Below are 13,040 nucleotides of genomic sequence, written 5' to 3' on the forward strand. Positions count from 1 at the left end.
GTGACGGCGGCCCAGCAACCTCGCGCGAGGTTGCTGGGCCGCCGTCAGGTAGTAATCAGGGGCGGGTGTTGGTGGTGCCCTCTGCCTCGAGGAGCGCTGAGTCGAGGCTGAAGTAGTCGACGAGGGCGGTCGCCAGTCCGTCGTCGTCGACCGAGTCGGTGACCACGCTCGCGAGCACCTTGAGTTCGTCCTTCGACTGCCCCATGACGATTCCGTGTTCGACCCATTCGATCATCTCGAGGTCGTTGAGTCCGTCTCCGGCCCCCACAGTGTGAGCGTGCTTGACCCCGAGTTCCTCGGCCACGATCTCCAGACCGCTGGCCTTCGAGACCCCGTCCGGGGCGATGTCGAGCCAGTTGCTCCAGCCCACCGAGTAGCTGACCTCATGCAGTCCGAGCGAGTCCACGGCGGCGGCGAACTCCTCGGCGGTGCCGTTGACCTCACGCATGACGATGCGGGTGGCCCGCTTGGTCAGCAGTTCATCGAAGTCGACGATGTCGAGGGTGTCGGATTCGGCGAGTTCGCCAACCGGGAACGCCCCGGACGCCCACCGGTGCAGGTCCGGATCCTCGACGAGGAACAGCGCCGTCGGCAACGCCGCGTGCATCTGCTCGAGCGCATCCTTCGGGTCGAAGGACACGACATGGTGCAGCTCCCACCCCAACGGCAGCTCCGGGTCGAGGCGGACGACGACGGATCCGTTCGAGCACACGACGAAGCCGTGCTTGAGGTCGAGCGCGTGGACGACCTCGAGCGCTCCCGGCAGGGCTCGGCCGGTGGAGACCACAAGGTGGTGGCCCTCCTCGGCGAGCCGATCGAGCACCTGCTTCACCGACTCCGACAGGGTCCCGTCGTAGCCGACGATCGTGCCGTCGACATCGAGTGCGATGAGGTGCGGGGTCAATGTGTCTCCCAACGTATGCGTGAATCTTCTTGTCGTTCTTCCCGGCGCCGAGGCGACCGAACCCGACCGAGTCCCGTCGAGTTCCGCCGCACGGTCAGTGCCCCGCGTCCCGGCACAGGCTCAGTAGCGCGGTCCTTCCGGTCCCTGTGCGGTCATCCCGCCGAGGTAGGGCCGCAGTGCCTCGGGCACCGTGACCGAGCCGTCCGCCTGCTGATGGTTCTCGAGGATCGGCACAAGCCAGCGGGTGTTGGCCATGGTTCCGTTGAGGGTGGCGACGGGGCGGGTCGATCCGTCGCGGCGTTCGCGGATCTGCAGGCGGCGGGCCTGGAACGTCGTGCAGTTCGACGTCGAGGTCAGCTCGCGGTAGGTGCCCTGAGTCGGCACCCAGGCTTCGCAGTCGAACTTGCGGGCGGCCGAATCACCGAGGTCGCCGGCAGCTGTATCGATGACCCGGTAGGGAAGCTCGCACAGTCCGAGCATCTTCTCCTGCAGCGACAGCATCCGCTCGTGTTCGGCTTCGGCGTCCTCGACCGGGACGTAGGCGAACATCTCGACCTTCTGGAACTGGTGGACGCGGATGATTCCGCGGGTGTCCTTGCCGTAGGAGCCGGCCTCGCGGCGGTAGCAGGAGGAGATGCCGGCGTAGCGCAGCGGACCGTCGGAGAGATCGATGATCTCGTCCATGTGGTAGCCGGCCAAGGGCACCTCGGAGGTGCCGACGAGGAACAGGTCGTCGGCTTCGAGACGGTACACCTCATCGGCGTGCTCACCGAGGAACCCGGTGCCGCGCATGACTTCGGGACGCACCAGGGTCGGGGTGATGGTCGGGCTGAACCCGGCCTCCTCGGCGACGTCGCGGGCGAGGTTGAGCAGAGCCATCTCGAGCTTCGCGCCGAAACCGGTGAGGTAGTGGAAACGCGAGCCGGAGACCTTCGTTCCCCGCTGAGTGTCGATTGCCTTCAGCTTCTCGCCGATCTCGAGATGATCGAGCGGTTCGAAGCCGTCCGGGGTGAAGTCGCGGGGTTCGCCCACGGTCTTGAGCGTCACGAAGTTCTCTTCGCCGCCGGCAGGGATCCCCTCGATGATGAGGTTCGGAACCTTCGACACGAGCTGGTCGAAGGCGAAAGTGGCTTCTTCGGATTCCGCGGACAGCGACTTCACGGCCTCGGACTTCGCCTTGCCCTCCGCGATGAGTGCCGGCTTGTCCTCCTTCGGCGCCTTCGCGATCTGGGAGGAGAACGATTTCTGATCCGCACGTGCGTCTTCGAATGCGGTGATGGCCGCACGACGAGCGGAATCGGCGGCGATGACCTCGTCGATGAGCTCGACGGATGCCCCGCGAGCCTCCTGCGATGCCTTGAACAGGGCCGGGTTGTCTCTGAGAAGCGCTAGATCGATCACCCTCTCAGCTTAACGGGCCGGGCGTGTTTTCGACATTCGGCACTCAGCCTGCACACGACCGGGGCACTGTAGATTTGGGACATGATCATCGAGTTGGACCCCCTGATGACCTGGGTCATCGTCATCGGTGCCCTCGCCGTGCTCGTGGCCGCGTTCCTCATCGGCCGCCGCAACGGCGTGCGACGCACGCTCAACACGATGAGACGCTACGCCCACCCGGCGAACCTCTCCGACGAGGCGGTCGATGATGCGGCCAGATACCGTGCCGCGCTCATCGTCAATCCCACGAAGACCGATGTGCGCAAATTGGCCGCCACCGCCGAGGCGATCTGCCGTTTCGAAGGATGGAACCCTCCGCTCGTGCTCGAGACCACCCCCGAGGATTCCGGCGAGGGGGCCACGGTCCGTGCCCTCGACGAGGGGGTCGACGTCGTCATCGCCGCCGGCGGGGACGGCACCATCCGCGCGGTCGCCTCGGCGCTGGCAGGAACCTCCACTCCGCTGGGGATCGTGCCGTTGGGGACCGGGAATCTGCTCGCCCGCAATATCGACCTCGTCCTCGACAAGACGGAATGGGCGCTGCGAATCGCCCTGTGGGGACGCAACCGGGAGATCGACGTGGGGAAGGCGAAGATCGCCCCCGACGGCGATACCCATGTCTTCACCGTGATGACCGGACTCGGCTTCGACGCCGCGGTCATGGCCGATACCAACGACGATCTCAAGGCCCGCCTCGGATGGCTCGCCTACGTCGAAGCGGGTTCACGAAAGCTCACCGGCAAACCCAGTCATGTCAAGGTCACGTTCGACGACGAATATCGGATCTCGGCCAGGGTGCGTTCGGTGCTCGGCGGCAATTGCGGCCGATTGCAGGGAGGCATCCAGCTGCTTCCCCAGGCCGTGATCGACGACGGCATGCTCGACGTGCTCATCGTCAGCCCGAAGAACCTCGGCCAGTGGGTCGGCGTGCTCGCATCGATCGCCGGCCGCCGAGCCTCACGCGGGCTGCACACGAACATTCGGAAGTGCCGAAAGGTCGTCATCGAAGCCGGTGACGAGGTCGATATCCAGATCGACGGGGACCCGCTGGGACAGTCGTCCTACCTGGAGATGGAGGTCGACCCCTCCGCCCTGACCGTCCGCGTCCCCACCGTCGAACAGCGCAAGCAGATCCGCGCCGAGGCGTGGCCGGTCTAGTTCGGAACCGCTGAATTCGCGCGGCCGACTCGTCCTTTCGCCGAGGCTGCACTGACGGTCATTCTTTTACCGACGAGTAGGTCACGAAACGGTTAAAGAAATTCACCTAAGTGTTACCGCTTTTAAACCTGAACAAAACGTACAGAAATAGTTTGGAAAACCCTCAGAACCTAGGATGAGTGCCGTATCACACCCCTCGCCACAGAGATTGAAGGCACTCCAATGAAGAAGATCATCCTCGCGCCGGCAGTCGCGCTCGCGTTCACCGGGCTTGTCGCGAGCCCGGTCGCCGCCGCGGAATCGACGTCTGCCCAGTCCGCCTCCACGCAGAAGGCCGAGCAGAAGAAGGCCGACGCCGAAAAGGCCGAAGCCAAGAAGAAGGAAGAGGCCAAGAAGGCCGCGGCTGAGAAGGCTGAAGCCGAGAAGAAGGCAGCTGCAGAGAAGGCGGCAGCCGAAAAGAAGGCCAAGGAAAAGGCCGAGGCTGCCAAGAAAGCCGCTGACAAGAAGAAGGCGGACGGGAAGAAGGCCGCCGAGGACAAAGCGGATAAGAAGGACGAGGCAAAGAAGCCTCCGAAGAAGGTCGATCCGAAGCCCGCTCCTGCCCCCAAGGACGAGGACAAGGACTCCAAGGACGACGACAAGTCCGAGGACAAGGCCAACCCGATCAACGCCTCGGTGCAGGTCACCTCGGGTGAAGTCACCGCCGAGGAGCTCCACGAGGACGGTGTGACCGTCAAGGTCACCGGCCTCGAGAAGGGCGACAAGGTCGCCGCCAAGTCCGGCCTGACCGGTCCGGCCGTCACCGCTCAGGGATCGACCGCAACGATGAAGCTGCGCTCCTCCAAGAGCGCCGAGTCCCTCACCTCCGGCCAGCAGAGCCTTGCCGTTCAGGTCGAGCGCAAGAATGCACAAAGCGTCACGGAGACAACTAGCTTCTCGTACGCCCCGTTTGCAGATGACGGGACCGCCCCGATCGACGCCAAACTCTCGGTGTCCCCAAACGAGATCACCGCAGAAGATCTCGCCGACGAGAGCAAGGGCGTCGACGTCACTGTTACCGGCCTTGAAAAGGACGACACAGTCACTGACAGCCTGACCGGCAAAGAGAAGACCGTGCAAGCCGATGGTGATTTCACCTTCAGCGTCTACTACAAAGGCGACCCCGCGGATCTCGAAAAGGGCCCCGTCGATTTCACCGTCACCATCGACCGTGAGGACGAGGAATCAAAGACCCTCAACGGCACCATCAACGTCGTCGCCGAAACCAGCGACGTCGACCCGACCGTCAAGGTTGATTCGAAGGAGATCTCTCTCGAAGACTTCAAGAAGGATGGGCTGAAGTTCAGCGGATCCGGGTTCACCCCGAACGGAACCGTCAGCGTCAAGGGCGAGGCCGTCTCAACGCAGCGTGCCGCCGCACCGCAGGCTGACGAACTGCGCGCTGACGAAAACGGTGATGTCGAAGGCGTTGTGACCGCTCCCGAATCTCTCGAAGCCGGCACCTACTCGCTGACTTTCATCGACGATGAGACCAGCACCGCCAGCAACTCCGTCGAGGTCACCGTCACCGACGAAGACGAGGACGCCGTCGATCCGATCGACGCCTCACTCAAGGTCGATCCCAAGGAAATCACGGCCGCGGATCTCGCCAACAAGGACAAGGGCGTGACAGTCACCGTCTCGGGCGTGAAGAAGGGCGACACGATCACTGACTCGCTCACCGGCAACAGCCAGACCGCAGAGGCTGACGGTGACTACAAACTCCACCTCTGGTACGAGGGCAACCCCGCGAACCTCGAGGTCGGCAAGGTTCCGTTCACCGTCACCATCGACCGCGAAGGCACCGAGTCGGAGACTCTCAACGGCAACATCAACGTTGTCGGTGAAGACGATGGTGAGACCGAGGCTCCCGCCGAGGCGACCTTCAAGGTCTCACCGAAGACGATCGAGGCGGCGGACTTCGCCAACGAGAAGAAGGGCGTCACCCTCGCCGTCGAGAACTGCGAGCCCGGCGCAGATGTCCACTTCGAGGTCAACCCGAAGGGCATCAACGTCACGGCCTATGAGAACACCGTCAAAGCTGACGACGAAGGCAATGCCTCGGTCAACGTCTTCGGCACCTCGTCGGATGTCTCCGCCTACGTCGGTGCGTACACCGCAACCGCAACTTGCGGCGACGACACCATGAAAGACTCCTTCACAGTTACCGAAGGCGCCAATGGCGGCGGATCTGACGGCGGGGACAACGGCAATGCCAGCAACGGCGGTGAAGATGACGGCAGCCAGCTGCCTCGCACCGGTGCCGACCTCGGTGGACTGACGACGGGAGCCCTGCTCCTCCTCGTCGGTGGTGCCGCGATCGCACTGACCGGCCGCAAGAACAAGTTCGGACAGACTCCGACGAGCTTCTGATCCGAGCCAGGCGGATGACCTGAATCGAGAGGGAGGGGCGGCTCAGCACACGCTGAGCCGCCCCTCCTTCTGTTCTGCAGTCTGTGACGAACCGGGTGTTCAGGGTGAATGAAGAATGAACTCTGCAACAGAGCCGACGTCAGTGCTGAACAAAACGACCACAACTATGTGTGTGGTGAATGTTGCATTACTGTTACATTCGTAATACTTCACACCCAGCTGTAATTTTCTAAGGAAATACATGAAGAAGCTCGCCCTCGCCCCCGCGGTGGCCATCGCCATCACCGGCCTGGCCGCATCCCCAGTCATCGCTGCTCCCGGTTCGGACAGCTACTCGCACACTGTCGTCAAGAACTCCGGCGACGCCCAGGAGAGCACTCCTTCGGAGTCGCCTGAGGCTGAGGCGCAGGCCATCGAAGCGAAGGTGACAACCTCCCCCAAGGAGATCACCGCCGAGGACCTCGCCAACAAGGACAAGGGAATCGTCGTCACGATCACCGGTCTTGAAGCCGGAGACAAGATCTCGGATTCGCTCACCGGCGAAGCCGGAACTGCTGAGGGCGATACCTTCGAATACAACATCTACTCGACTCAGCCCGCCGAAGACATCGAGAACGGCAAGGTCGACTTCTCCGTCACGATCACTCGCGATGGCGAGGAGCGCACCTATGACGGGCTGAGCTTCTCCGTCGTCGACGACACAGACGAGCCCGAGGCTCCCGAGGTCGACCCGAAGGTCTCGCTCAACGCCGACAAGTTCACGGAAAGCGAGTTCGCAGAGAACGGCGTCAAGGTCACCGGTGAGGGCTTCACCCCGAACAGCAAGGTCACCGTCGTCGGCGGCAACGCAACGTCGCCGTTCGCGACCAAAGAAGTCGAAGCCGACGACGAAGGAAAGATCTCCGCAACCCTGAAGTTTGAGGGCGACGAGGCGCTTCCGGCCGGCGACTACTCCGTCTGGGGCGTCGACCAGGAGTCGGAAACCAACTCCCCGGCTCAGGACTTCGTCATCACCGAAGACGAAACCGAAGAGCCCACCGCTCCGGTTGAAGAAGCCAAGCTGACCGTCTCCCCCGAGTCGATCACTCCTGCTGACTTCGTCAAGGAAGACAAGGGCGTCACCCTCGCCGTCGAGAACTGCGAGCCCGGTGAAGACGTCCGCTTCCTCGTCAACCCGAAGGGCGAGTCAAGCGTCACCGCCTTCGACAAGACCGTCCAGGCTGACGACGAAGGCAAGGCCAACGTCAACGTCTACGGCACCAGCGCCTCCAACGCATCGGCCTACGTCGGCGATTACGACGTCACCGTCACCTGCGGCGATGACGAGCTGACCGGTGACTTCTCGGTCGAGGAAGATCCGAACGCCGGCGGCGGCGATGAAGACGGCAACGGTGGAAACGACGATGGCGACAACGGAGATGCCGGCAACGGCGGCGACCTGCCCCGCACCGGTACCGAGCTGACCGGCCTCGTCGGCGGCGCCGGCCTCCTCCTCATCGGTGGAGTTGCAGTCGCCATGACCATGCGCCGCAAGAAGGTCGCCAAGGATCCCGCTGAGATCTGATGGCGACCGACTTGAGAACGTGCCGGCTCGACTGAGCCGGGCGTGAGTCGAAGAAGGGCGCGAACCCAGTTGGGTTCGCGCCCTTCTTCGTATCTCAGCGGCTAAACATCAGCGGCCAAACATCTGCCGCCGGGCAGAAGACTGCTCAATCCATGCGGTCGTACCTCGAGCGCAGGGCGAGGAAGACTCCGTAGAGGACCAGGCCCAAGCCCACCGCCAACAGCAGGTACGGCCCGAACGGCTGATCGCGCATGCCCTTGAGCGCACCGTCGATACCAGTGAACTCCTCCGGATCACCGGTCGCCGCAGACACCACGATGAGGATGCCCACCGACAGCAGCGTCGCACCTTTGCCCAGATACCCGACAACACCGGTGAACCCGACGAGGAAGCGGGTGAACGCGCTGCGCGGCCGACGAAGCTCATCTTTCCACTTCCGGCGCAGACCATTGATACAGAACACGATGCCGATGAGCGCAATCACGGCGCCGGCAGCCATGAGGATATACAGTCCGCCCGGGGCCTTCGCCACGGTCGTCGAGGCCTGTGAGCTCACTTTGCCCGAGTCCGATCCTCCGCCGAAGACGAACTGGGAGAAGGTCGCGGCAACCACCACATAGGCAATGGCAGAACCGACCGTCGAGAAGAAGTCGATCCACTGTTTCCTCCCCTGCTTCTCCTGCGGGTCGCGAGTTCCGGCACCGCGCAGCGACGACGCACCGAAGAACGCGTTGACCAAGCACCACAACGCCATCAGCGCACAGCCGAGGAAGCAGATCACGATCAGCACCAGGCCGAAGGGCTGTGAAGCGATCTGTCCGACCGCTCCGGCCTGGTCGGCTTCGCCGCCGCCCTGCCCCAGGCCGATCGTCACGGCCGTCGCACCGAGGATCGCGTGGACCAACCCATTGGCAATGAAGCCCGCGCGGGCCACACGCTCGAACCAGCGGCTGTCCGCGGCTTCCTGAGCCGCCGAATCGGCACTGTCGGCGACCTGTCGAACCTTCTCTTTCTCGTTCACAGAGTCAGTGTCGCACAACACGTGTACTTTTCTGCGCCGCAATGAACTGGATTCGTCGAGCAACGCGAAAAGGCGGAGTGCGCACCGAAAGTTCGGTTCGCACTCCGCCTCGACGCTGTTCTCAGCGTCCCAGTCGGGCCTCGTCAGGATCAGCCGCGTCGGTACCGGTTGTACAGCACCAGAGCTCCCGGCTCAGGGCGACCCTGTGGGCGTCGTCCCCTCGAGATCGAGACGACGTCTCCGCCCACGGTTCCGGCCGCGAAGACACGCGCATCGCGTTCCTGCGCCGACCGGCGTGCCCGAACCTCGTCCTCGAGCTCCTCGTTGCGGCTCTTGAGCGCATCGACCTGATTCTGCAGGTCGATGATCTTCTTGATCCCGACGAGGTTGACTCCCTCGTCCTGCGACAGCTGCTGGATCAGTCGCAGCTTGGCGATGTCCTTCCCGGAATAACGCCGGCCCCGGCCCGCAGTGCGTTCCGGAGAGACGAGACCCAGTCGGTCATACTGCCGCAGCGTCTGCGGGTGCATGCCCGCCAGATCCGCGGCCACCGAGATGACATACACCGCCGCACTCGATGAAATGTGCATTGTGATTCACCACCTCAGCTGGCCTTGGCTTTGTCCAGCAAGCCGGCGCGTGGGTCCTCACCTTCAGTGGCGGCCTTGAACGACTCGACCGCTTGCTTGGCTTCCTTGGACAGGTTCTTCGGCGCCACGATCTCGACTGTCGCAAGCAGATCGCCGGTGCCCTTCTTCGTCTTCACACCTTTGCCCCGCACGCGCAGGGTCCGTCCCGACGGTGTACCCGGCGCGACCTTGACCTTGACAGGCATTCCGCCCAGAGTCGGCACCTTGACCTCGGCGCCGAGGGCCGCCTCGTCGAAGCTGATCGGCAGATCCATCCGCAGGTTGTCACCATCGCGGGTGAAGACGGGGTGTGGACTCACGTGCACGGTGAGGATGACGTCACCGGGCTCGCCGCCGTTGGGGCTGGCCTTGCCCTTGCCGGCCAGGCGGATCTTCTGTCCGTCCTTGACCCCGATCGGGGTCCGCACGGTCAGCGGCTTCCCGCCGGGCATGTTCAGCTTCACCGAGGCGCCGTCGATGGCTTCGGTGAACGACAGGGTCGTGCTCGACTTGATGTCGCCGCCCTTGACCGGAGGCTGGTAGCCACCGTATCCGCCGCCACCGCCGAAACCTCCGCCGAATCCGCCGAGCAGATCCGCCAGGTCCGGGGGAACGTCTCCCCCACCGCCGTAGGTCGTGCGGGTCCGGGTGCGTCCGCCGCCTCCGAAGAGGTCGGAGAACACGTCGTCGAATCCGCCGCCGGCAGCCCCGCCGGGTCCACCGGAACCGGCGCTGAACCTGGCGCCGCCGCCCATGACGCGGACCTGATCGTACTGGGCCCGGGATTCCTTGTCGGAGAGCACCTGGTGGGCCTGGCCGATCTCCTTGAACTTCTCCTCGGCCTTCTCATCACCGGGGTTGGCGTCCGGGTGATACTTGCGCGCGAGCTTGCGATAGGCCTTCTTGATCTCGGCGTCGGAAGCATCCTTGGAGACGCCGAGGGTTTTGTAGAAGTCCTTGTCGAACCAATCATTCTGAGGTCCGGTATTCACCTGGCACCTCCTTTCCTTCCAATCAATCCTGTCATCAGGGTATTCACTTGTCCTCTCACAATCCGCATCCCCGGGGCGATGCCCCGAAGATCCGGACCGCCGCCGAGGCGGTTCCCCGGCCCCGTACGTCGGTGAACCGGCGTGCGGGGCGGGCGGCCGCCTCGGCGATCGTGGTCGTTGCTCAGTCCTCCGGCTGCTGGACACCGACGCGGGCGGCGCGGATGATGCGCTCCCCGATCCGGTAGCCCGGCTGCATGACCAGGAAGAGCGTCGGATTCTCGACCTCATCCGAAGGCTGCTGCATGAGCGCTTCGTGGATGTTCGGATCGAACTCGTCGCCGACCTCTCCGTACTGCTCGACGCCGAGCTTGTTCAGCGATTCGACCAGCTTGTTCACGTGGGTCTCGAAAGGCCCGGTGACATCGCCGTTGTCGCGAGCGAGCTTGACCTCGTCGAGCACGGGGATCAGGGCCTCGACGACCTTGATCGTGCCGCCGAGCGCCGCACGCTCACGTTCACGGTCGGCCCGCATCCGGTAGGCCGCATATTCGGCGTTGATGCGCTTGAGGTCGGCCAGGTACCCCGCTGCCTCCGAACCCGGTTCGGGCTCGGCCTCCGGCTCGATGTCCTCGAGACCCGAGGCATCGGACGGGATGTCCACACCGAGGTCGCTGGCATCGGCCGCGCCAGCCTGTTCGGCATTCGGGTCCGCGGTCGGCTCCTCGCCGGCCCCGGCCGAGGCCGACTGGGCGTCGGCCTCGGGACGGACCTCACCGGTGTTCGGATCGACCCGGCGCTTGTCACTGAAGGTGAAGCCTGGCTCCTCGGACGACTTGTCGTTGCCCTCGGCAGTCATTACTTCTTCTCCTCATCCTCATCGTCGACAACTTCGGCGTCGACGACATCGTCGTCTGCGCTCGCATCGGCTGCGCCTTCACCGGCAGCTTCGGCGCCTTCGGCACCGCCCTGCTGGCTGTAGATGGCTTCGCCGATCTTCTGCTGGTTCTCCACGAGCTTGTCGTAGGCGCTCTTCACGGCGTCGTCGTCTTCACCCTTGAGGGCTTCCTTGACGGCGTCGACATCGCCCTGCATCTCGGTCTTGAGCTCTTCCGGCAGCTTGTCGGCATTGTCGGTCAGCAGCTTCTCGGTCTGGTAGGCGAGGTTCTCCGCATTGTTGCGGACGTCGGCAGCCTCACGGCGCTTCTTGTCCTCTTCTGCGTGTTCCTCGGCCTCGCGGACCATGCGGTCGATGTCTTCCTTCGGCAGTGCCGAACCGCCGGTGATCGTCATCGACTGCTCGGTGCCGGTGCCCTTGTCGGTGGCCGACACATGGACGATGCCGTTGGCGTCGATGTCGAAGGCGACCTCGATCTGCGGCACACCGCGCGGAGCCGGAGCGATACCGGTCAGCTCGAAGGTGCCGAGGTTCTTGTTGTCGCGAGTGAACTCACGCTCACCCTGGAAGACCTGGATCGACACGGAGGGCTGGTTGTCCTCAGCGGTGGTGAAGGTCTCCGAACGCTTGGTCGGGATCGGGGTGTTGCGCTCGATGAGCTTGGTCATCACGCCGCCCTTAGTCTCGAGTCCGAGCGAGAGCGGGGTGACGTCGATGAGCAGGACGTCCTTGCGCTCACCCACGAGGACACCGGCCTGAACGGCGGCGCCGATGGCGACGACCTCATCGGGGTTGACGCCCTTGTTGGGCTCCTTGCCACCGGTGAGTTCGGTGACGACGGCGGAGACGCCGGGCATACGGGTCGAACCGCCCACGAGGACGACGTGGTCGATGTCGCTGACGGAGACACCGGCGTCCTTCATGACTGCGTGGAACGGAGCCTTGGTGCGCTCGAGGAGGTCCTTGGTCAGGTCCTCGAACTTCGCACGGGTGAGGGTCTCATCCAGGTGGATAGGTCCGTTCTCGCTCATCGACAGGTACTGCAGCGAGATGTTCGTGCTGGTGGCCGAGGACAGTTCCTTCTTGGCCTGCTCAGCGGCTTCCTTGAGGCGCTGCAGAGCGGTGGCATCCTTGGTCAGGTCCACGCCGTAGTTGTTCTTGACCTGCTCGACCAGCCAGTCGACGATGCGCTGATCCCAGTCGTCACCACCGAGGCGGTTGTCACCGGAGGTCGCACGGACCTGAATGGTGGAGAAGTCGTCTTCGTCCTTGCCGACTTCCAGCAGGGAGACGTCGAAGGTACCGCCACCGAGGTCGAAGACGAGGATGAGCTCGTCTTCCTTGCCGCGCTCGAGACCGTAGGCCAGAGCGGCAGCAGTGGGTTCGTTGATGATGCGCGAGACGTTGAGGCCGGCGATTTCACCGGCGTCCTTGGTTGCCTGGCGCTCAGCATCGTTGAAGTATGCGGGAACGGTGATCACCGCGTCGGTGACCTTCTCCTGCAGGTACTCTTCGGCGTCGTGCTTGAGCTTCTGGAGGATGCGGGCCGAAACTTCGGGGGCCGTCATCTTCTTGCCGCCGATCTCGGTGGACCAGTCGGTGCCCATGTGGCGCTTGACCGATGCGACGGTGTTCTTGATGTTCGTGACGGCCTGGCGCTTGGCGATCTCACCGACGAGGGAGTCGCCGTTCTTGTTGACTGCGACGACGGACGGGGTCGTGCGACCGCCTTCCGCGTTTGCGATGACCTTCGGGTCGCCGCCCTCGAGGACGGTGACGACGGAGTTCGTGGTTCCGAGGTCGATACCGACTGCACGTGCCATAGTTTTCTCTCCTTACAGATCGTGAGTTCCTGCGACTCGAATGTGTGCGATCGGGCGGCTCCGGCTCTTGAGTCAGAACCACTCGACCGCACACATTGAGCCAACCGGACTCAAGTATTCTCTTCGAGGTTCCGACCGTCAAGTCGGCCTCATCAAAGTTGCGTACACTAGACTCAACTTTGCTGAGAATGGTTTTATTCCA

10 protein-coding genes are annotated in these 13,040 nt (G+C 63.7%); 3 read left to right on the forward strand and 7 right to left on the reverse strand.

All coding sequences use genetic code 11. The features are described 5' to 3' along the window. Positions 1-55 precede the first annotated feature (55 nt). Both HIM68_RS09695 and serS read right to left on the reverse strand, forming a co-directional pair. A complete protein-coding gene (locus tag HIM68_RS09695) occupies positions 56-916 on the reverse strand; it encodes an HAD family hydrolase (protein WP_248283890.1) in 861 nt (286 codons plus the stop codon). Between the two features lie 108 nt (positions 917-1,024). Then, entirely contained in the window at positions 1,025-2,305 is a 1,281-nt protein-coding gene (gene serS, locus HIM68_RS09700) for a serine--tRNA ligase (protein ID WP_172171738.1), read from the reverse strand. Between the two features lie 81 nt (positions 2,306-2,386). Between serS and HIM68_RS09705 the strand changes: the two genes are divergently transcribed. The 3 genes from HIM68_RS09705 (at position 2,387) to HIM68_RS09715 (ending at position 7,478) form a co-directional block, all read left to right on the forward strand. Then, positions 2,387-3,502: a diacylglycerol kinase family protein gene (locus tag HIM68_RS09705; protein WP_253903879.1), complete on the forward strand. Its 1,116-nt coding sequence runs from the start codon at positions 2,387-2,389 to the stop codon at positions 3,500-3,502. A 222-nt stretch (positions 3,503-3,724) separates the two neighbouring features. Further along, positions 3,725-5,914, forward strand: coding sequence for a hypothetical protein (locus HIM68_RS09710; RefSeq protein WP_172171740.1), 2,190 nt, complete (start codon positions 3,725-3,727; stop codon positions 5,912-5,914). Between the two features lie 241 nt (positions 5,915-6,155). Further along, positions 6,156-7,478 (forward strand): lipoprotein 17-related variable surface protein, encoded by a 1,323-nt coding sequence (locus tag HIM68_RS09715; RefSeq protein ID WP_172171742.1) that lies wholly within the window; start codon positions 6,156-6,158, stop codon positions 7,476-7,478. A 145-nt stretch (positions 7,479-7,623) separates the two neighbouring features. On the opposite strand, the gene HIM68_RS09720 is transcribed toward HIM68_RS09715, so the two are convergent. The 5 genes from HIM68_RS09720 to dnaK all read right to left on the reverse strand — a co-directional run bounded on the left by HIM68_RS09720 (position 7,624) and on the right by dnaK (position 12,838). Continuing rightward, a complete protein-coding gene (locus tag HIM68_RS09720) occupies positions 7,624-8,499 on the reverse strand; it encodes a DUF1206 domain-containing protein (RefSeq protein WP_172171744.1) in 876 nt (291 codons plus the stop codon). A gap of 149 nt (positions 8,500-8,648) precedes the next feature. Beyond that, complete coding sequence (locus HIM68_RS09725) at positions 8,649-9,089, reverse strand: helix-turn-helix transcriptional regulator (protein ID WP_062241058.1); 441 nt, start codon at positions 9,087-9,089, stop codon at positions 8,649-8,651. Between the two features lie 14 nt (positions 9,090-9,103). Further along, positions 9,104-10,120, reverse strand: coding sequence for a DnaJ C-terminal domain-containing protein (locus tag HIM68_RS09730; protein WP_172171746.1), 1,017 nt, complete (start codon positions 10,118-10,120; stop codon positions 9,104-9,106). 181 nt (positions 10,121-10,301) lie between these two features. After that, on the reverse strand, positions 10,302-10,976 hold the full coding sequence (locus tag HIM68_RS09735; protein WP_172171748.1) for a nucleotide exchange factor GrpE: 675 nt from the start codon (positions 10,974-10,976) through the stop codon (positions 10,302-10,304). Continuing rightward, positions 10,976-12,838, reverse strand: a complete 1,863-nt coding sequence (gene dnaK / locus HIM68_RS09740) for a molecular chaperone DnaK (RefSeq protein ID WP_139467936.1) — start codon at positions 12,836-12,838, stop codon at positions 10,976-10,978. The genes HIM68_RS09735 and dnaK overlap by 1 nt, the downstream gene beginning before the upstream one ends. Positions 12,839-13,040 lie beyond the last annotated feature (202 nt).

The organism is Brevibacterium sp. CT2-23B (assembly GCF_013168765.1).
Classification (GTDB): Bacteria; Actinomycetota; Actinomycetes; order Actinomycetales; family Brevibacteriaceae; genus Brevibacterium; species Brevibacterium sediminis.

What these genes read in the sequence shown, in the direction of transcription:
- HIM68_RS09705 (WP_253903879.1), top strand. Translation starts at nt 2,387, where the DNA reads ATGATCATCGAGTTGGACCCCCTGATGACCTGGGTCATCGTCATCGGT.
- HIM68_RS09710 (WP_172171740.1), top strand. Translation starts at nt 3,725, where the DNA reads ATGAAGAAGATCATCCTCGCGCCGGCAGTCGCGCTCGCGTTCACCGGG.
- HIM68_RS09715 (WP_172171742.1), top strand. Translation starts at nt 6,156, where the DNA reads ATGAAGAAGCTCGCCCTCGCCCCCGCGGTGGCCATCGCCATCACCGGC.
- HIM68_RS09725 (WP_062241058.1), bottom strand. Translation starts at nt 9,089, where the DNA reads ATGCACATTTCATCGAGTGCGGCGGTGTATGTCATCTCGGTGGCCGCG.
- HIM68_RS09735 (WP_172171748.1), bottom strand. Translation starts at nt 10,976, where the DNA reads ATGACTGCCGAGGGCAACGACAAGTCGTCCGAGGAGCCAGGCTTCACC.
- dnaK (WP_139467936.1), bottom strand. Translation starts at nt 12,838, where the DNA reads ATGGCACGTGCAGTCGGTATCGACCTCGGAACCACGAACTCCGTCGTC.